The following is a 19,765-nucleotide window of genomic DNA, read 5'->3' on the forward strand; positions in this document are numbered from 1 at the left end:
GAAGGCCCCTGTCGATGAAACCTGGCATTCAAACAAGCTGACACTTGTTTTCATACCAAAGGAATCCGACCTGGACTGGACAACAAGACCCTGATGGTCTTGCCATCACACCCCAAGTGCGGGATATAATTGGCACTGACAATCCAACACGCTGTTGAGTTCTCAAAGAACAACCGCCACCGCGTCCGGCCTCTCAGCCATGTTCGGGGCAACTTCTCCAGCCTAGTCTGTCGTTCTCGCCTTGTCAACTTCGTTCCGTTTCCGGAACTTGAAGTTCATCTCGGCTTCGCCTGACTGGCTTGTTCCAAACCCTAGCGGACTGGATTTTCACCGTCTCACCGGGGGTCTGAGTGCTTCTGGCCGGCCAACCCGCTGCTCGTCATCAAGACCAAGCACCTTGGTTTCTGTCCGGTATCCCGTCAGCGACCACGAAGTTACGGCGTCGTGGACGGCCGCGTCAAATCGGTTAACGGTGCCGCCCGTCACGGTCTCGATCCGGCGACATCGCTTGACGCCGGCACGTACGGCATGCGAGGTGTTGATCTTGTCCGGGCGTCTCCGGACAAGATCAACATCGCGGACGTCAGCGTTTGACGCGTACGCCGGCGACCGACTTGCGGCCGCGCCGCACCACCAGCCAGCCGCCAAAAAGCAGCGAGTCCGACGCCGGCGGCTGGTCAGCGTCAGCGGCTCTTACGTTGTTCACGTAAGCACCACCTTCGTCGACGGTCCGCCGCGCATCCGACAAGCTCTTGCACAGACCGGTGTCCCGCAGCAGCTCAGCGAGGGTCGGCACCGGATCGGCGACCTCCACCAGCCCGGCCTCGGTGAGCGCGGCGGCCAGCGTCGACTCATCCAGGTCGGCCAACTCGCCGCGACCGAACAGCGCCTGGCTGGCCGTGAGCACCTGACCGCACGCCGACTCCCCGTGTACGAGAGTTGTCAGCTCCTCCGCCAACGCCCGTTGCGCTTCGCGAGCACCTGGCCGAGTCGCGACCGCCTCGGCGAGCGCCTCGATCTCGGCTCGCGGCCGGGCCGACAGCAACTTCAGGTACTCCACGACTTTGCTGTCGTCGGAGTTGAAGAACACCTGGTAGAACGCGTACGGACTGGTGAGGTCCGGATCCAGCCAGACCGTCCCGGTCTCGGTCTTGCCAAACTTCGTGCCGTCCGCCTTCACCAGCAACGGCGTCGCAAGCGCATGCACCCCGACCCCCTCGACCCGGTGGATCAGGTCGATGCCGGCGGTCAGGTTGCCCCACTGGTCGGAGCCGCCGGTCTGCAGCGTGCAGCCGTGCCGCCGGTAAAGCTCCAGGAAATCCATCCCCTGCAGGATCTGGTAGCTGAACTCGGTGTAGCTGATGCCCGCCTCGGACTGCAGCCGGGCCGAGACCGCCTCCTTGGCCAGCATCTTGCTCACCCGGAAGTGCTTGCCGATGTCCCTGAGCAGCTCGATCGCCGACATCGGCGCGGTCCAGTCCAGGTTGTTCACCATCGTCGCGGGGTTGGGATCGTCGAAGTTCAAGTACGGCTGGATCTGCGCGCGGATCTTCGCCACCCAACTCGCCACCACTTCCGGCGGGTTCAGGCTGCGCTCGGAACTTGCCTTGGGGTCGCCAATCAGCCCGGTCGCGCCACCGACCAGCGCCAACGCGCGGTGCCCGGCGCGTTGGAAGCGGGCCGCGGTGATGATCTGCATGAGGTTGCCAAAGTGCAGGCTCGGCGCGGTCGGGTCGAAGCCGACGTAGAAGGTGATCGGGCCGGCGTCCATCGCGGCGCGAAGCGCGTCCAGGTCGGTGGACTGCGCGATCAGGCCGCGCCAGGCCAGGTCATCGAGAATGTGCGGGTCGGTCGAAGTCACCCCGCGAGTATCCCGTACGACCGACCTCGGGTGTCACCGAGTTTGCGCACCCACCAGCCGCAACGCCGTCGCCAGGTCCTGCGCCGAAGGCGCCCGCTCCGGGTCGATCAGCCACTGGACGATCACGCCGCTCATCAGCGCCTGGTAGAAGGAGCCGAGGATTCTCGCGGTCTTCTCGTCGCCCGGATCGGTGCCGTGCAGGGTTTTGGCCCACCAGAAGCGGGTTTCGTCGATGCCGTCGGCGAATGCCTGCTTGGCCTCGGCCACCCGGTCCATCTGGCCGAAAATCTCCAGGCTGGCGGCGTAGACAGCGCGGTCCTCCTTGAAAGAGTTGAGCACGCCGGTCCACATCGCCTCGAACTTCTCCAGCGTCCCGGCGTCCGGGTTGTCCGGCGACAACGCGGCCGCGAGCTTGTCTCCGAAATCGCCCATCACCTCGATCAACGCCTGGTTGAGCAGCGCCTCGGTCGTCTTGTAGTGATAGCCGATCGCGGCGAGGCTCGTACCAGCCGCGGTGGCGATGTCCCGTGCGGTCGTACGCGCATAACCCTTCTCGTAGAGGCAGCGCTTCGCGCCTTCCAGCAGATCCTCGCGATTTCCCATGACCGCCAGCGTACCGAACATCCGAACAAACGTCTTGCACATTTGTACTAGACGTATGTCTTAGACGTATGTACGGTCCTTCTCAGCACACCGACGAAGGAGCTGAACATGAACGTTTTGATCTCGGGAGCGAGCATCGGCGGACCGGCGCTGGCCTACTGGCTCAACCGCTACGGCTACCAGGTGACCGTCGTCGAGCGGGCCTCCGAGCTGCGGCCTGGCGGCTACAAGGTCGATCTGCGTGGCGCGACCGTCGAGGTGGCCAGCCGGATGGGCATCATGGCCGACGTACGAGCGCACAGCACCGACATGCAGGACGAAACTTTCGTCGACAAGAACAACAAACCGCTGGTCACCATGCCCGCCGACTTCTTCGCCGGGCGCACCGAGGGCGACGACGAGATCATGCGCGGCGACCTCAGTCGGATCCTTTACGACCGCACCAAGGACGACGTGGAATACCTGTTCGACGACTCGCTCACCGAGCTCGTCGATGGCGCGGACGGCGTGAAGGTGACCTTCGAGAAGGCTGGTACGCGCCACTTCGACCTGGTCGTGGGCGCCGACGGCCTGCACTCGAACGTACGCACGCTGGCCTTTGGCGACGAGTCGCGGTTCCTCCACGAGATGGGTTACTACGCCTGCATCTTCTCCACCCCGAACCACCTCGGGCTGGACCGGTCCGAGCGGCTCTACGTCGAGCCAGGCCGTACGACCAACGTCTACAGCACCAGCCAAATGACCGACGCGAAGGCGCTCTTCCTCTTCTCGTCACCAAAACTGTCGTACGACCACCGGGATGTCGCGGCTCAGAAGAAAATCGTCGCCGACGCCTTTGCCGGCATCGGCTGGGAAGTGCCACGGCTACTGGAGTCGATGCGGACCGCTCCCGACTTCTATTTCGACAGCCTCAGCCAAATCCGGCTGGACAGCTGGTCCCGCGGCCGGGTCACCCTCGTTGGCGACGCCGGCTACGGACCGTCTTTGGCCTCCGGGCAGGGCACCGGGCTCGCGTTGATCGGCGCGTACGTGCTGGCCGGCGAGCTGGCCGCGGCCGGCGGCGATCACGTGGTCGGATTTGCCAACTACGAAAAGGAGATGCGCGCTTTCGTGGAACAGAACCAGAAACTCGGGCTGCAGACGGTGAAGCAGATGGTGGCGCCCTCCAAGGCCGCGATCCGCATGCAGACCCTGATGCTCCGGGTGATGCCCAAACTGCCCGGCAGCAAGGCGATCATGCGCAAAGTCACCCAGATCGTCCACGACGCCGCCAACGGGATCGCCCTCAAACCGTACGTCGGCGAGTGACCTGCGCTTGGCACCCCACTTGCCTCGGTAACTGAGAGAGGACCAGGATTCACCAATAAAACCAAAGACGGCAGACGAGAGGCAGACCGGGATGACAGCGCAGGGGTTCGTGATCGTCGGTGGCGGGCTGGCCGCGGCGAAAGCCGCCGAACAGGCCCGTAAGCAGGGCTTCGAGGGGCCGGTCGTGATCGTCGGCGACGAGACCCTGCGCCCGTACGAGCGACCGCCATTGTCCAAGGAAGTGCTGATCGGCAAGGCGAAACCGGACACCGTGTACGTACATCCGCAGGAGTGGTACGCCGAGCACAACATCGAGTTGCGGCTCGGTGTCGCGGTCAGCGCCATCGACCGGGAGAGCCACCAGGTGCGGCTGGCGGACGGTTCCGAGATCGGGTACGACAAGCTGCTGCTCGCCACCGGCGCCAGCCCGCGGCCGTTGCCGGTGCCCGGCGCGGACGCCAACGGTGTGCACTACCTGCGTCGGCTTTCCGATTCCGAGGCGCTGAAAAACGTCTTCGCCGGCATCTCCCGGCTGGTGGTGATCGGCGCCGGCTGGATCGGCCTGGAGGCGACCGCGGCGGCCCGCAAGGCCGGAGTCGCGGTCACCGTGGTGGAAACCGCCGACCTGCCGTTGCTGCGCGTGCTCGGGCCGGAGGTCGCCCAGGTGTACGCCGATCTGCACCGCGCACATGAGGTCGATTTCCGTTTCCACGAACAGGTTTCCGAGATCACCACGGACGCCGACGGGGTGACCGGCGTGAAGCTCGCGGACGGCACCGAGCTGCCGGCCGACGCCGTCCTCATCGCTGTTGGCGCGGCCCCGAACACCCAGCTCGCCGAGCAGGCCGGGCTGACCGTGGACAACGGGATCGTGGTGGACGCGGCGCTGCGTACCAGCGACCCGGACATCTTCGCGGCCGGCGACGCCGCCAACGCTTTCCATCCCGTGCTGGGCAAACAGATTCGGGTCGAGCACTGGAACAACGCCCGTCGGCAGCCGGTCACGGCGATCGCGTCGATGCTCGGGAACGAGTCCAGCTACCAGGACCTGCCGTACTTCTACACCGACCAGTACAACCTCGGGATGGAATATGTCGGCTACGCCGATCCCGACGGCTACGACCAGGTGGTGTTCCGCGGGGACGTGCCGGGCCTGGAGTTCATTGCCTTCTGGCTCAAGGAAAACCGGGTGCTGGCCGGCATGGCGGTGAACGTCTGGGATGTCGTCGACCCGATCAAGGCGCTCATCCTCGGCGGCCAGCAGGTCGACCCGGAGGCCCTCGCCGATCCCGACAAGCCGCTGGACCAGCTTGTCGCTTGACACCGAACGGCCGCCATGTGAACGCTGTTCACGTGACCCGTCGTACGCTCTCGCCGCCGGTCTGCTTTCTTTTCTCTGGACCCGTCAGATTTCGCCGAGGTAGGAGTGCCAGGCCTGCGCGAGACGGGGAATCGCATGGCGGAGCAGGTCCGGCGGATGGCCGTAGCAGAGCCGAATCCGGTCGGTGTGGGTGTTGTTCGGGGATGACTGCCAGCCGGGCATCACTGGCACGCCGTGTTGTCGGGCGGTGGTCGCGAAACCGGTGCCGTCACCGGCCGGCAGGCTGATCCACAGCAGGTAACCGCCGTCCGGGCGATGCCACTGCCACTGCGGCAACTGCTCGCGGAGCAGTTTTTCCGTACAGTCCAGGGATTCCAGCAGGGACTGCCGGCGGCGGGCGGTGGCCTGCGCCAAGCCGGCGACCAGCCGGACCGCGATTGTCTGCGACACCACCGAGGTGCCCAGGTCGACCGCCTTCTTGGCGGCCGCGATGGCGGCCAGCCGGGCGGCCGGCGCCCGGATCCAGCCGATCCGCAGGCCCGGCCAGGTCAGCTTGCTCAGTGATCCGACCGTCAGGATCGGTGCGTCCGGGGCAAAACTCGCCAACACCGGCGGCGGGTCACCGGTCAGCAGCAGACCGGCGAGGGTGGTGTCGTCCACTGTCGGAACATCGTTCGCGGCGGCCACCGCGGCGATCTCGGCGCGCGTCGACGCCGGCATCACCGACCCGGTCGGGCTGTGGCAAGTCGGGATCAGATAGCACAACCGCAGCCGATGCCGATGCAGCGCTTCCGCCAATGACCTGCCGTCGACTTCCGGTCCGGCGGCCAGTGGCACCGGCATCAGGCCGGCCGAGGAAAAGGCGTCCAGCGCTCCCGAATACGTCGGATTCTGTACGCCGGCGAGGCCGCCCGGCTCGGCGACCGCGGCGGCGATCAGGCTCAGCGCCTGCTGCGCGCCACCGGTGATCACGATCTGCTCAGCGCTGGTTGGCAGGCCGGCGTGCCGGTATTGCTCAGCGATCGCGTCCCGCAGCGCCGGCAGGCCAAGCGCAAGGTAACCGCGAGTGGCGGTCTCGGCGGCCAGGTCGCCGAGCCAGTCACCACCTGTGATCACTTCGACCGCGTACGGGTCGGCCGTCCCGATGCCGGACGCGAAGTCGCACAGCGCTGCCGGGTCGGCGACGGCTTCGCGTACGAACGGTGGCCCCGGCCGGTCCATCGGCTTGGCCCGCACCTCCCCGGCGACCCAGGTTCCGGCGCCTTGCCGGCTGACGATCACGCCTTCTTCGCGCAGGGCACTGTAGGCGGAGACGACGCTCGTACGACTGATGGCCAATGCGCGCGCTAGCGCGCGCTCTGTGGGTAAGCGGCTCCCGGCCGGCAGCCGGCCGGTGCGGATCTGGGTGGCCAGCGACTGGGCCAGCCGCAAATACGCCGGGCCGCGGCCCTGGTGCCAGCCGGCCAGCAACAACACCGCCAGCTGCTCGGCGGAGCGGTCCACATTGGCTGTCATTGGCTCTGGTTCTCCTGCCGCTTTCTCGGTTTCCTGAGTGTATTGGTAGTCAATTCACAGACCAAAGGAACTCAGCGTGACCTTGCAGCAGACCGCGGCGATGATCCGGCCGGCGACCAGCGCGGACGCCGCCGCACTGGCCAGGATGGCGATCCTGATGTTCGAGTCGATGGGCCACGACATCAGCGACCCGACCGCGGACTGGATGCGCGGCATGTCCGACTGGTACGACCGAAAGCTCCGCACCGACTCCTTTGCCGCCTTCGTTGCACAGCAAGAAAACACCGTGGCCGGCGGCTGCTCGGTGTGGCTGTTGGACGGGCTCCCGCGTACCGGCAACCCGTCGGGCCTGCGCGCGTACGTCGGCGGGATGTACGTCTATCCCTCCGCCCGTGGCCAGGGCGTCGCCCGCCAGTTGCTGGCCGCGGTCCTGGACTGGTCCCGTACGAAGGGCATCGGGATCGCCGAGCTGCACGCCACGTCGATGGGCGCGCCACTCTATGAATCGGTCGGCTTCCAGCCCGCCACCAACTACCGCCTCCCGCTGTGAAGTCAGCGCGGTTCGGACAGCCGGAGGGTGACGGCGAACGCGAGGATCGGGAGCACAGCCAGCACGGCCACCGCGACCTGCAGATTTGTTGCGTCGGCCAGCTTGCCGAGCAGTGGTACGGCGAGGCCGCCGACGCTGACCGCGAGGCCGAGAGTGACGCCGCTCGCGGTGCCGATCCGGTTCGGCAGGTAGTCCTGGCCGAGCGTCACGTGCAATGAGAACGGGACATAAAGCGCGAGTGCGGTGATGGCGATAAAGACGTACAACAGCGGCCCGCTGGCCACCGCCATCCCGACCGCACCCGGAATGCTGAGTGCGTAACCGATCCGAACGGTCCGCATCCGCCCCCACCGGCCGGCGAGCCAACCACCAAGCAGCGTGCCGCACGCTCCGACGCCGTAGAACAACGTCAGCGCCGCGTCGCCCGCGGCTACCCCGACGCCCACTCGACGTTGCACGTAGAGCGCCAGAAAAGTGCCCAGACCGAAGGTCTGAATTGAGCGTACGACCAGCACGAACGTCAGCTTGCCGAAGTTCGGCCAGTCATCGGTCGCGGGCACCTCACGAGGGCCGCTGGTCGTGCCGGCCGACCCCAGTCGGCGGATCAGCACCGTACTGACCGCCGCGAAAACCAGCGCCGGCACCAGCAACGGCAGCGTGGCGGTCACACCGTACGTCTCCAACAAGGGTGCCACCAGCACCGGAGCCAGCGCGAAACCAACGTTGCCGCCGAGCGAGAACCAGCTCATCCCGGTGTGGCCGCCGCGGCTCGCGGCCCGGGCCAACCGTGCGGCGCCCGGGTGGTACGCGGCGACGCCCAGCCCGGAAAGCGCGATCGCCAGCCAGGTCACCCAGTAGTTCGCGCTCAGCCCGGACAGCCCGACGCCCAGCCCGGCGACGCTCATCCCGGCCGGCACCAGCCAGGACAGCGCCCACCGGTCAACCAGCACTCCGAAAACCGGCTGAATCACCGACGACAGCAGGGTCGCGGCCAACGTGATCCCGCTCGCCGCCGCATAACTCCAGTGATGCGCGGCCACGAAGAACGGGATCAGCGCCGGCACGGCCCCCTGATAGAGGTCGTCCACCGCATGCCCAACCGCCATCAGCGCCACCGCCGGCCGGTCCGCTTTCCCCCGATAGCGCGTCTGGGCCTGCGTTGCGATGGTCATGCTGTTCAGCCTTGCCCATCGAGCCGTTGCCGGTTAGCGCCAGTCAGCCCGCTAGTAGCGAAAATCGGACAAGTATATGGCCGCAGTGTTGTTGGCCGCAGTACCTGCGGCGGCGCATCCGGTTCGCATCGCCGGGGCACCCAAAACCCGGGCACCCCACCGCCACGAACCCTGGGCGGCTGAGTTGTTGGCCGCAGTTCCTGCGGCGGCGCATCCGGTCCGCGTCGCCAGGGCGCCCAAAAACCGGGCACCCCACCGCCACGAACCTGGGCGGCCTCCGGCCGCCGCGCGGGCGGGGCAGTGTTGATGGCCGCAGTACCTGCGGTGGCGCATCCGGTTCGCATCGCCGGGGCGCCCAAAAACCGGGCACCCCACCGCCACGAACCTGGGCGGCCTCCGGCCGCCGCGCGGGCGGGGCTGGGTTGAAGGCCAGTGTGGCTGGGTTCACTTGGCTGAGTGAGTACGGCCGTGCGCGAGTGCGCGTGGCGTGGGACGGGCGACCTCCACTGAGCGAGCCGGGGGTTACTGGTCAGGGAGAGTGCAATATGACATGCTACTGGTGTGGCGGGAACTGATGTGCTGGTGATTGGGGCTGGGGTGGTGGGGGCGGCTTGTGCGTACGCGTGCACGGCCGCTGGGCTGACCGTCACCGTCGTCGATCGTGGCGCGATCGCGGGTGGCACGACCAGCGCCGGCGAGGGCAATATTCTGGTCTCGGACAAGGAACCCGGACCGGAGCTGGATCTCGCACTGCTCTCTTCGCGGCTCTGGCAGGACATAAGCGCGGACCTTGACGCGCGATGCCTGGAATACGAGTCAAAAGGTGGCGTGGTGGTGGCTGGATCGGCGGCGACCGCGACCGGGCTGCGGGCGCTCACGGCTGGGCAGCGGGCCGTTGGGGTCGACGCGGTCGACCTTGACCAGGACGAGCTTTTCCAGTTGGAGCCCAATATTTCCCGCGATGTGGTGGGCGGTGCGCTCTATCGGCAGGACGCGCAGGTCCACCCCATGCTCGCGACTGTTCACCTGTTGCGCCGCGCTCGCCAGGCAGGTGCGGTCGTACGCACCGGCACCACCGTGGTGGCATTCCTGCGCGACCGGCAGGGCGCTGTGATCGGGGTGAAGACCGACCCGGCGGACGAGTTTTATGCCCGGTGGGTGATAAACGCGGCTGGTACGTGGGCCGGCCAGGTGGCCGAGCTGGCCGGCGCGCCGGTGCCGGTGTTGCCTCGGCGCGGATTCGTTCTGGTCACCGAGCCGTTGCCTCGGGTGGTACGACACAAGGTCTACACCGCCGAATACCTCGCGAACGTCGCCAGCGATGACGCCGGGCTGGAAACATCCGTGGTGGTCGAGGGAACCAAAAGTGGGACCGTCCTTATTGGAGCGAGCCGTGAGCGGGTAGGTTTCGATCGCACGTTCTCGCTGCCTGTGCTGCGTAGACTGGCCACCCAGGCGATCGGGGTTTTCCCTTTCCTGGAAAAGGTTTCACTGCTGCGAAGCTACTTGGGCTTTCGGCCGTACTGCCCAGACCACCTGCCGGTGATCGGGCCGGATCCACGGGTGCCCGGCCTGGTGCACGCCTGCGGCCACGAGGGTGCCGGCATCGGGCTGGCGGCCGCGACCGGGCATGTGATCGCCCAGTTGTTGACTGACCAGAGGCCTGCTGTCGACCTAACCCCGCTGCGCCCGCATCGATTCGAAGAAGCCGCCAGATGATCACCTTTTCCTTCGACGGAAAACACATCGAAGCCGAGCCCGGGCAGACCGTCGGCGCTGCGCTCATCGCTGCCGGGCACCGGTCCTGGCGACTCACCCGAAAAGATGGCAAGGCACGCGGCATTTTCTGTGGCATCGGCGTGTGTTTTGACTGTCTGGCAACAATTAGCGGCGGACCCAACCAGCGCGCCTGTCTCACCGAGGTGCGGCCGGGTGATGTCGTGGAAACACAGGAAGGGGCCGGACATGGCGATCTCGCCTGCTGACGGCTCGTACGACATCGCCGTGCTGGGCGCCGGTCCGGCTGGCCTCTCGGCGGCGGCCGCCGCAGCGGCACAGGGCAGCCGGGTCGTGCTGATTGACGCGGCGCCGCGGCCGGGCGGGCAGTATTGGCGGCATCGCGCCGGCGAGGACCGCCTCCCCGCACCCCTGCGCGCGGCCTTGGAGGCCGTCACTTTCCTGCCGTCACACGCGATCTGGCACATCGAGCGTACCGACAGCGGCTTCACCATCCATGCTCTCCCGGATCGGGAAATCGACTGTCGTACGGTTGTCGTGGCCACCGGCGCGTACGACCGGCAGCTGCCCTTCCCGGGCTGGACATTGCCGGGCGTTTTCACCGCCGGCGGAGTGCAGGCTTTGTTGAAAGGCCAGGGCGTGGTGGCTGGTAACCGGATCGCGGTCGCGGGCACCGGCCCTTTTCTGCTGCCAGTGGCCGCTGGCCTGGCCGAGGCTGGCGGCCAGGTGGTCGGGGTTTTCGAGGCCGGCCGACCCACCGCTTTCTTACGACATCCGTTGGCCCTTTCTCGCAATGTCAGCAAGATCTTCGAAGGTGCTGGCTATTTGCGGAGGCTGAGACGATATCGAATTCCGTTCAGCACGCGTACGACTGTGGTCCAGGCGCATGGCACGGAAAGCGTCACCGGAGTCACCGTCGCGCGTTTGGACTCGAACTGGACAATAGTCAGCAAGCGCCGGATCGACTGCGACACGGTCGCGGTCGGCTACGGTTTCACGCCACAGACCGAAATTCCGCGACAGCTGGGCTGCGAAATGGTCGTCGACGCCGACGGCAGCCTGGTGGTCAAGGTCGATGACCAGCAGCGCAGCACGGTTACCGGAGTTTACGTTGCGGGCGAGGCCTGCGGAGTCGGTGGCGCTCAACTCTCGCTCGTGGAAGGTGAAATTGCCGGCCTCTTCGCGGCGAATGCACGTCCGCCCAGCCGGTTGTTGAGGCGGCGAGCGGCCTTGCGGATTTTCGCGGAGGCGATGCACCAGACTTATCCAGTGTTGCCGGGTTGGCAGAGCTGGGTACGTACGGACACAATTGCCTGCCGCTGCGAGGAAATCACTGTCGGCACGATCCGCCATGCGGTCACCGAGCTCGGCGCCACCGACCCGCGGGCGGTCAAGTCGTACGCGCGGCCCGGGATGGGGCTGTGCCAGGGCCGCGTCTGCGGCTACCCCACCGCCGCTCTGGTGGCCGGCGAGCTTGGCCGAGCGGTGACCGAACAGGATTTGCGCGGGCTGGCCGAACGACCCATCGGCCAGCCGGTGCCGCTGGGAGTGCTGTCGAGACTGGAGAACTGATGAACGAACCGGAAAAGGCATGGCACGGCGTGCTGGTCGCGACGGCGCTTCCGTTGCGCGAAGGGAAAGTCGACTTCGACGGCTATGCCGAGCATGTCGGTTGGCTGGCCGCGAACGGCTGCGACGGCGTCACCCCGAACGGTTCGCTTGGCGAATACCAAACGCTTTCAGCGCAGGAGCGGGCGCAGGTTGTCACCACCGCGGTCGCGGCCGCGCCGCCGGGTTTCTCGGTGATGCCAGGCGTTGCCGCGTACGGCGCCGATGAGGCTCGCCGATGGGCCGAGCAGGCGGCGGAGGCCGGCGCGCCGGCAGTGATGTTGTTGCCTCCCAACACTTATCGCGCCGATCGACGGGCCGTGGTCGCCCACTATCGAGAAGTCGCCAAGGTGGGCGTGCCGATCGTGGCGTACAACAATCCCTTCGACACCAAGGTCGACCTGGTTCCGGAGCTGCTCGCGGAGATCCACGGCGAGGGGCTGATCGTCGGCGTGAAGGAGTTTTCCGGAGACGTAAGGCGGATCTACCAGGTGCACGAGTTGGCGCCCGACCTCGAAGTGCTGTGCGGCAGTGACGATCTCGCGCTGGAACTGGCGATCGCCGGCGCGGTGGGCTGGATTTCCGGCTATCCCAACGCTTTCCCACACGCCTGCGTCGAGCTGTGGAAAGCCGCTACCGGCGGCGATCTCGGCACCGCGCTGCCGCTCTACCGGGCGCTGCATCCGTTGTTGCGCTGGGACTCCAAAACCGAGTTCGTCCAGGCGATCAAGCTGAGCATGGACCTCGCCGGCCGCTATGGCGGGCCGTCCCGACAGCCGCGCGTGCCGCTGAGCGCCGAGCATGAGCAAACCGTTCGCCAGGCCACCGAAAAGGCGCTCGCAGAAGGGCTTTCCTGACTATGCGCAGCGACCGGGTCCTCCATGCCGTCGACTCGCACACCGAGGGAATGCCGACCCGCGTCATCACCGGCGGGGTGCCGGTCATCCCGGGCGACACGATGTTCGACCGCCGCCGGTATTTCCTCGAAAACCTCGACCACATCCGGAAGTTCCTGATGAACGAGCCGCGCGGCCACGCCGCGATGAGCGGCGCGATCCTGCAGCCGCCGACGCGTCCGGACGCCGACTGGGGAGTGCTTTTCATCGAGGTGTCCGGCTGCCTGCCGATGTGCGGGCACGGCACGATCGGAGTCGCTACCGTGCTGGTGGAGGCCGGCATGGTCGAGGTCCAAGAGCCGGTCACCACCATCCGGTTGGACACTCCGGCAGGTTTGGTCGTGGTGGACGTGAAAGTCGAGCAACGCGCCGCTCGCGCGGTCACCCTGCGAAACGTGCCGTCTTTCACCTTGGGCCTGGATCGTACGGTCAAGACGGCGGATTTTGGGGAAATCTCGTACGACGTCGCTTTCGGCGGCAACTTCTACGCCATCGTGGAGCTGGAGAGCCTCGGGATCGCCTTTGAGCGTACGAACAAACAGCGGATGCTGGACGCGGGGCTGGCCATTATGGCGGCTGTCAACCAGAGCGAGCGACCGGAGCATCCGGAGAACCCGGAGATCGCTGGCTGCCATCATGTTTACCTGGCCGCACCGGGATCGACCGCCAGACATTCCCGGCATGCGATGGTGATCCATCCCGGCTGGTTCGACCGCTCGCCCTGTGGGACCGGCACCAGCGCCCGGATGGCCCAGCTGCACAGCCGCGGACTGCTGCCGCTGCACACCGACTTTCGTAACGAGTCGTTCATCGGCACCGAATTCACTGGCCGGTTGGTGGAGCGAACCACCGTCGGCGGCCGGTCCGCGGTGGTCCCGACCGTCACCGGCCGGGCCTGGATCACTGGTACGGCACAATATCTGCGTGATCCGGACGATCCGTTTCCCGAGGGGTTCGAACTGTGATCGATGATGCGGCCGTACGCCTCGCGCCACTGAGCGGTCGCCGGAGCCTGCGCGAGGAGATCACCGAAACCCTGCGGGGCGCGGTGATCTCCGGTGAGCTGGCGCCCGGAGTCGTCTACTCCGCGCCGAGCCTCGCCGAGCAGTTCGGCGTCTCGGCTACCCCGGTCCGGGAGGCGATGCTGGACCTGGCCAAAGAGGGTCTGGTGGAAATCGCCCGGAACAAGGGTTTCCGGGTCACCGAACTGTCCGCCGCCGAGCTCGACGACCTCACCGAGTTGCGCGCCCTGATCGAGATCCCGGTGATCCGGCGGATCGCGCAGGCGGGGGTGGACCCGGCGGTGATCGAACGGCTGCGTCCGCTGGCCGCCGGCATCGAGGCAGCGGCCAGCCGCCGTGATTTCATCGCACACGTCACGATCGACCTGGACTTCCACCTGACTTTGCTGGCCCAGGCCGGAAATCCGCGGCTCGTCGAGATCGTCCGGTCGTTGCGTACCAGCTCTCGCTTGTACGGCTTGAAAGCACTGACCGAGGGCAGCGCGCTTTTCGATTCCTCGCACGAGCACGCCGAGCTGCTCGACCTCATCCAGGCCCGGGACGCGGACGGCGCCGAGCGGCTGATGCGCCAGCACCTGGGTCACGTCCGCGGCATCTGGGCGGCAGACCCACCGGTATGACCGTACAGATCAGGGCATGGCAGGATTTTGCTGCCCGCTTTGTCCTTGATCGGAGTATTCGTGAAGAGATTGCTGTGTGCCACGGCGGCATCGGTCGCCATCATCGCGGCCGGCTTCGGCCCGGCCGCGGCCAGCGCCCGGACGGAGGCTCCCCCAGTGCCGATCCCCTCGGACATGACCACCAGCTACCTGCTGTTTGATCGTCCGACAAACCACATCCTGGCCAGCCGTGACCCGGACAAGCAGTTCAGGTCCGCGTCCGTGGTGAAAATCCTCATCGCACTGGACTACCTGACCATCAAGGGCTCAGTGGACAATATTCCGGCCGATGATCTTCCCAAACTGCAGTCGATGTTGCGCTCCAGCGATGACGCCGCCGCGAAGTACTTCTATCGCGGGGACGGCTACACCGAAGTCATCACCAGAATGGTGGAAAAACTTGGTCTGCAGCACACCGAGCCGCCGGCCGATCGGAATTACTGGGGATACACCGCGATCAGCGCGTCGGACATCCTGCGCACGTACCAGTATCTGCTGGCTGACCAACAGGATGCGTTCGGTCAGTTCATCCTGGCCAATCTCGGGCAGTCCACCCAGTGCGCGAAGGACGGCAGCGACCAGTATTTCGGCATCCCGAGCGTGGCGCCGGCGCCGTTCCGGATCAAACAAGGTTGGTCTGGTTTCCCTGACGTCGTACGCACACCGCAGTGCCCGACGAGTTCCGCGGACAGCCCAGCCAGCTCCGGCGAGGAGGCACCGGCCGGCGTCGCCGCGAAGATCCCCGCCGACGGCGTCGATCTGACCAGTCACCTGCTGCACACGACTGGCCTCGTCGACCACGACAGCCGCATCCTGATCGTGCTGAGCCTCTATCCGACGAGCGTCGACTGGCCCACCGCGGCCAGCAAGATCACCGCCGTCACGCAGGCTGTTTACGGATATACCCAGCTGTGACGTGTGGCCGTGATCACCACCGGCCGGCGCGGCCGGAATAAAGCCCGGGCCAGCGGGATTCTTGACCTACCTGTCGTCGGTGAAGGGCGTGTCCATGGGCTCCAACGTTGCGCCGACCACGGTCCGTACCCGCCTGCGGATCCCGCTCCGGTTCGACGACGGCTACGCGGTGGACGCCGAGGCGGTGACCTTCACCGGTCTGGTCGACGGCCTCGAACACCTGGCGCTGGTGCTGGGCGACCCAGCCGGCGCGGAGGTCCCGCTCGTACGACTGCACTCCGAGTGCCTGACCGGTGACGTGTTCGGCTCGGCCCGCTGTGACTGCGGGCCGCAGCTCCGGGAGGCGACCGAGCGGATCGCCGGCGTTGGCGGCTACTTGCTCTACCTGCGCCAGGAAGGTCGCGGGATCGGCCTCTACAGCAAGCTCGACGCGTACGCATTGCAGGACACCGGCCTGGACACCTTCGCCGCCAACACCGCTCTGGGGCTGCCCGAAGACGGTCGTGACTACACGGCGGCCGCGCAAATGCTGACCGCGCTGGGCGTGGGCACGATCGACCTGCTGTCCAATAATCCCGACAAGGCTGAGCAGTTGATCGCCCACCACATCCAGATCCGCCATCGGCTGCGTACGGGCGTTTTCGCCAACAGCACCAACATCCGCTATCTGCAGGCAAAAGTCGACAAGCAAGGCCACCAGATCACCCTCGCGAGCTGACCGCGGCTTTGCGGCTTTAGGCGCGTACGGCGGCCAAAGTGCGGTGGGTGTCCTCTTGTTCTACGTAGCCGTAGACCTCGGGGAGAATGTAACGGGCGGCCAGGAAACCGCCGAGGGAGATGAGCGAGACGACAACCGTGGCCAGTGGGATGCCGATGGCGGCGAACATCACCGGGAACAGAATCAGCGTGACGAACTGGGCGAGTTTGCAGAAGATATAGCCGAATCCAGCGGCGGTGGCCTTGTAGCGGCTGGGGGCGATCATCGCGGTGATCGTCATGCCGTTGGAAGCATCCCAGTAATGGCCCCACATCAGGGTGGCTGCGGCTACCGGGACCAGGATTTTCCAGTCCAGCGCGAGAAATGCGGCGGCGGCGAGCAGGGAGACGAAGGCGGTGCCGAACCCCCACTGGGCGATGCCGCGGTGCCCGATCCACGGCGTGATCGCCGGTCCGACGAAACCACTGACCACCGCGATGAGATAGATCGCTCCGGTCACGAAATTGGTCGCGGCGATCCCGGTCACCCCGGTCAGCACCAAAATCACCGGCAAGTAGAACCCGAAAGCGGCGAATTCGGCGCCCTGCGCGCCATTGGAGATCCAGGCGAAGATAGTGGCACGTTTGCGCACCGGATCGGCCCAGATGTTGCGCAGGAAGTCCCGAGTGCTGGGGCGGTTGATCGGGAAGTCCTGGTTGGGCAGCATTTCCAGCGGGTCACCGAACATCCGCATCGAGACCCGTTTGGCTTCCCGGAAACGGCCGCGTTGAATGAGCGACATCGCGGTGTCCGGCAGCTTCAGCCGGACCAGCAGCAAGGCCAACGCCGGAATCGAACCAAGCGCGAGGCCGAGGCGCCACAACAGGTGCGGTTGGATGCCGGCGAGGAACATCACCGTGACGGCGGCGATCGCGAAAACCTCACCAATGGCGAACATGGCCTGCCAGCGGTTTCCCATCACCTCCCGCTTGCCCCTGGGCATCGCCTCCATGATGTACGCGTACCCGCAGGCGATGTCGCTGCCCAGCGGGAATCCGAGCAGGAACCGCAACAAAACCAGGTCCCACATGTTCGTCACGAAACCCTGCGCGAGCGCCAGCACCACAAAAAGCACCATGGTGCCCAGGAATACCCGGCGCCGGCCGAGCCGGTCGGCCACCCAGCCACCGCACAGCGACCCCAGCAGGGCACCGGCGTTGACCGCGCCGGCCGCGAGCCCGACCATGAACGGATTCGGGTGGAACTCGGCCTTGATGAAGATGAGCAGGAAAGAAATCGCCCACAGATCCCACGCCTCGATCAGAATCGTCGAGATCATCAGCCAGCCGGCCCGCCGGCCGATCTTGGTGCCGCGCTGGTTCATCACCCGACGCACCGCGAGATCCGACAGCGCCAGCAACTCCTCCTGGCTGGCGATCGGCCGGTAAATCGGGGACGGTCTCATGTGAGTCCCTGCGGCTCGGGGAGCGGGTCACAATGTTAGCCAGTGACCGACACGATCCGTCAACAGCGAATCGCCATTCTTATGATGTTTTACCAGAAAGTCTGGTCTAGTCCGTTTAACCTTGGATCCGGGATTCGCGGTCCTTCCACTCGCGTTCGCGCAGTTGGAACTTCTGAATCTTTCCGGTGGAAGTTTTCGGCAGTTCGGCGACGAAGTCGATGGTGTCCGGCACCTTGAAACGCGCGATCCGGGCGCGTACGTGCGCGGCGATCTCCTCAGCTGTCGCGGTGGCACCGGAACGCAGCACCACGAAGGCTTTCGGCCGCTCTCCCCATTTTTCGTGCGGTACGCCCACAACGGCCACTTCCAGGACGGCCGGATGCGAGTCGATGGTGGCCTCCACCTCGATGGTCGAGATGTTCTCGCCGCCGGACACGATGATGTCCTTGGCCCGGTCGCGCAGCTCGATATAGCCGTCCGGATGCCACACCCCGAGATCACCGGAATGGAACCAGCCGCCCGCAAAAGCCCGCTCGGTGGCGGCCGGATCCGCGAAGTAGCCGGACATCACGTTGTTGCCACGCATCACCACCTCGCCCATGGTCGCGCCGTCGCGCGGCACGTCGGTCAGATCCGGAGCGACCACCCGTACCCCGTCAGTGACGACCATCCCGACGCCCTGCCGGGCCAGCATTTTGTTGCGGGCCTGCGGATCCAGCTTCAGCCAGCCGTCCTGCACCTCGCACACGGTGTACGGGCCGTAGGTCTCAGTCAGTCCGTACACGTGCACCAGCCGGGCGCCCAACTCCGTCAGTTGGCCGATGACGGTCGGGCTCGGTGGCGCGCCAGCGGTGGTGACGATGATTTCGCGGTCGAGCTGGTGGGCCGGCTGGGCGTTGGCGATGGTGACCAGGACCGTCGGGGCGCCATTGAGGTGGGTGATGCCTTCCTCGTCGAGCAACCGCCAGATTTCGTTGGCGTCTATGGAACGCAGGCACACGTGCGTACCACCGATCGCGGTGACCGCCCACGTCGTACACCAGCCGTTGCAGTGGAACATCGGGAGTGTCCAAAGATAACGCGACTCCGGCGTGTGCTGCGAATGCACGATTTCGGCCAGGGAGTTCAAATAGGCGCCGCGGTGGTGATACATCACGCCCTTGGGCTGGCCGGTGGTCCCGGACGTGTAGTTGATCGAGATCGTGTCCCGCTCGTCCCGCACCGCCCACGGCAACGGCGTGTCCGCACCGCGCGCCAGCAGTTCCTCGTACGACATGCCACCGACCGCCGGGTCCGCGGCCGCCCCGGACGCCGGGTCGGTGACCGTCACGATCGCGATCCCCAACTCGGCCGCCACCGGCGCGATTGTCGGATGCAGGCCCGCGTCCACCACCAGCAGTTTCGCGCCGGAATGCTGGCAAATATGGCGGACCTCGGGGCCGGCCAGCCGGGTGTTGACCGCGACCAGCACGGCTTCGGCCAGCGGTACGCCGAAGTGCGCGACCAGCATCTCGGGGATGTTGGGCAGCAGATACGCCACCCGGTCGCCGGGCTTGACGCCGCTGGCCCGCAGGGCGTGCGCGAGCCGGGTCGCCTCGGCCGCGAAATCGGCGTAGCTGATCCGTCGGTCGCCGTACGCGATGGCCGTCCTGTCGGGGAAAACCCGCGCCGAGCGGTCCAGAAAGGCGAGCGGGGTCAGCGGGGTGAACCAGGTGTCGTCGGCCATGGGCACATCCTGGCCACCTCGCCGGCGGGAATTCAAGACCGGCGTGCACCTGGAGCTGACCGCTGCCCGGTAGTTACCGTACGGCGGGCAGGATCAACTGGTCGACGATGTCCTCGATATCGCGTCGGGACAACGGAAGTCCCTGCACCAGACCACGGCTCATCACCATCGCCGGCCCGACGTTGAGCACGATCGGGGTGATCGCGCCGGCCCGGATCTCGCCGCGGGCCGCCGCGCTCTCGAAGATGGCCCGCAGACCGCGTTGCCGTGGCTCGATCACCTTCTCCCGGGCGGCAGCCTGCAGGCTGGGCGATTTGCGCAGGTCACCGAGGATGCTGCCGATCGCGCGCCCGATCGGGCCGGCCAGCGTGTCGGCCATCCTGGTCATCGCGGTGACCAGGTCGGCGCGCAGGTCTCCGGTCTCGGCCAGCGGCGGCGGGTTCGGCAGCCACTCGTTCACCGCCGTGATGACCAGGTCCTCGAGGGTGGCCCAGCGCCGATAAAGCGAGGACTTGGCCGTACCAGCGCGGACCGCTACGCCTTCCATGGTCATCCGGCCGTAACCGACCGTCGAGAGTTCGTCGAGGACGGCCTGGAAGATCGCGTCCTCCAACGCCTGCCCGCGACGGCGGGTACGAGTTGTCTGGCTCGATGTCACCCACTGCACTCTACTCACCAATAAGAAACCCTTGCGTTTCTTATGGGAACGA

Annotated in this window: 18 protein-coding genes; 11 read left to right on the forward strand and 7 right to left on the reverse strand. The window is 66.4% G+C overall.

Annotated features, from left to right (window positions below; translation table 11 throughout):
* Positions 1–583: 583 nt before the first annotated feature.
* Entirely contained in the window at positions 584–1,861 is a 1,278-nt protein-coding gene (gene tyrS / locus ABD301_RS37010; RefSeq protein WP_344314784.1) for a tyrosine--tRNA ligase, read from the reverse strand.
* Between the two features lie 33 nt (positions 1,862–1,894).
* Positions 1,895–2,464 (reverse strand): TetR family transcriptional regulator, encoded by a 570-nt coding sequence (locus ABD301_RS37015; RefSeq protein ID WP_163571285.1) that lies wholly within the window; start codon positions 2,462–2,464, stop codon positions 1,895–1,897.
* A 108-nt stretch (positions 2,465–2,572) separates the two neighbouring features.
* On the opposite strand from ABD301_RS37015, the gene ABD301_RS37020 reads away from it, so the two are divergent.
* Together ABD301_RS37020 and ABD301_RS37025 are read left to right on the forward strand one after the other, a co-directional pair.
* Entirely contained in the window at positions 2,573–3,772 is a 1,200-nt protein-coding gene (locus ABD301_RS37020) for an FAD-dependent monooxygenase (RefSeq protein ID WP_344314785.1), read from the forward strand.
* A 91-nt stretch (positions 3,773–3,863) separates the two neighbouring features.
* Positions 3,864–5,093, forward strand: a complete 1,230-nt coding sequence (locus ABD301_RS37025; protein WP_344314786.1) for an NAD(P)/FAD-dependent oxidoreductase — start codon at positions 3,864–3,866, stop codon at positions 5,091–5,093.
* A gap of 84 nt (positions 5,094–5,177) precedes the next feature.
* Here ABD301_RS37025 and ABD301_RS37030 read toward each other — a convergent pair whose 3' ends face one another.
* Entirely contained in the window at positions 5,178–6,608 is a 1,431-nt protein-coding gene (locus tag ABD301_RS37030; protein WP_344314788.1) for an aminotransferase-like domain-containing protein, read from the reverse strand.
* Positions 6,609–6,684: 76 nt separating this feature from the next.
* Here ABD301_RS37030 and ABD301_RS37035 point away from each other — a divergent pair, with 76 nt between their 5' ends.
* Complete coding sequence (locus ABD301_RS37035) at positions 6,685–7,158, forward strand: GNAT family N-acetyltransferase (protein WP_344314789.1); 474 nt, start codon at positions 6,685–6,687, stop codon at positions 7,156–7,158.
* Positions 7,159–7,160: 2 nt separating this feature from the next.
* Here ABD301_RS37035 and ABD301_RS37040 read toward each other — a convergent pair whose 3' ends face one another.
* Positions 7,161–8,330, reverse strand: coding sequence for an MFS transporter (locus ABD301_RS37040; RefSeq protein ID WP_163571266.1), 1,170 nt, complete (start codon positions 8,328–8,330; stop codon positions 7,161–7,163).
* 561 nt (positions 8,331–8,891) lie between these two features.
* On the opposite strand from ABD301_RS37040, the gene ABD301_RS37045 reads away from it, so the two are divergent.
* The 8 genes from ABD301_RS37045 to ABD301_RS37080 all read left to right on the forward strand — a co-directional run bounded on the left by ABD301_RS37045 (position 8,892) and on the right by ABD301_RS37080 (position 15,885).
* The gene (locus ABD301_RS37045) at positions 8,892–10,049 is read left to right on the forward strand and encodes an FAD-dependent oxidoreductase (RefSeq protein ID WP_163571264.1); all 1,158 of its coding nucleotides are present in this window, start codon (positions 8,892–8,894) and stop codon (positions 10,047–10,049) included.
* Positions 10,046–10,315 (forward strand): (2Fe-2S)-binding protein, encoded by a 270-nt coding sequence (locus ABD301_RS37050; RefSeq protein ID WP_163571262.1) that lies wholly within the window; start codon positions 10,046–10,048, stop codon positions 10,313–10,315. Before ABD301_RS37045 ends, ABD301_RS37050 begins: the two co-directional genes overlap by 4 nt.
* Positions 10,296–11,639 (forward strand): FAD-dependent oxidoreductase, encoded by a 1,344-nt coding sequence (locus ABD301_RS37055; RefSeq protein ID WP_344314790.1) that lies wholly within the window; start codon positions 10,296–10,298, stop codon positions 11,637–11,639. The genes ABD301_RS37050 and ABD301_RS37055 overlap by 20 nt, the downstream gene beginning before the upstream one ends.
* On the forward strand, positions 11,639–12,532 hold the full coding sequence (locus tag ABD301_RS37060; RefSeq protein WP_344314791.1) for a dihydrodipicolinate synthase family protein: 894 nt from the start codon (positions 11,639–11,641) through the stop codon (positions 12,530–12,532). The genes ABD301_RS37055 and ABD301_RS37060 overlap by 1 nt, the downstream gene beginning before the upstream one ends.
* A 2-nt stretch (positions 12,533–12,534) precedes the next feature.
* Positions 12,535–13,536 carry a proline racemase family protein gene (locus ABD301_RS37065; protein WP_344314792.1) on the forward strand — a complete coding sequence of 334 codons (1,002 nt, stop codon included), beginning with the start codon at positions 12,535–12,537 and terminating at the stop codon, positions 13,534–13,536.
* The gene (locus ABD301_RS37070; RefSeq protein WP_279581821.1) at positions 13,533–14,213 is read left to right on the forward strand and encodes a GntR family transcriptional regulator; all 681 of its coding nucleotides are present in this window, start codon (positions 13,533–13,535) and stop codon (positions 14,211–14,213) included. The genes ABD301_RS37065 and ABD301_RS37070 overlap by 4 nt, the downstream gene beginning before the upstream one ends.
* Positions 14,214–14,273: 60 nt before the next feature.
* Positions 14,274–15,167, forward strand: coding sequence for a serine hydrolase family protein (locus ABD301_RS37075; protein ID WP_344314793.1), 894 nt, complete (start codon positions 14,274–14,276; stop codon positions 15,165–15,167).
* Between the two features lie 94 nt (positions 15,168–15,261).
* Positions 15,262–15,885, forward strand: coding sequence for a GTP cyclohydrolase II (locus tag ABD301_RS37080; protein ID WP_163571258.1), 624 nt, complete (start codon positions 15,262–15,264; stop codon positions 15,883–15,885).
* Between the two features lie 16 nt (positions 15,886–15,901).
* Here ABD301_RS37080 and ABD301_RS37085 read toward each other — a convergent pair whose 3' ends face one another.
* From ABD301_RS37085 to ABD301_RS37095, 3 genes are all read right to left on the reverse strand, one after another.
* A complete protein-coding gene (locus ABD301_RS37085) occupies positions 15,902–17,329 on the reverse strand; it encodes an MFS transporter (RefSeq protein ID WP_344314794.1) in 1,428 nt (475 codons plus the stop codon).
* A 115-nt stretch (positions 17,330–17,444) separates the two neighbouring features.
* Positions 17,445–19,055 (reverse strand): long-chain-fatty-acid--CoA ligase, encoded by a 1,611-nt coding sequence (locus ABD301_RS37090; RefSeq protein ID WP_344314795.1) that lies wholly within the window; start codon positions 19,053–19,055, stop codon positions 17,445–17,447.
* A 73-nt stretch (positions 19,056–19,128) separates the two neighbouring features.
* Positions 19,129–19,713, reverse strand: coding sequence for a TetR/AcrR family transcriptional regulator (locus tag ABD301_RS37095; RefSeq protein ID WP_344314796.1), 585 nt, complete (start codon positions 19,711–19,713; stop codon positions 19,129–19,131).
* Positions 19,714–19,765 lie beyond the last annotated feature (52 nt).

Origin of the sequence: Fodinicola feengrottensis (assembly GCF_039530045.1) — a bacterium.
Taxonomy (GTDB): domain Bacteria; phylum Actinomycetota; class Actinomycetes; order Mycobacteriales; family HKI-0501; genus Fodinicola; species Fodinicola feengrottensis.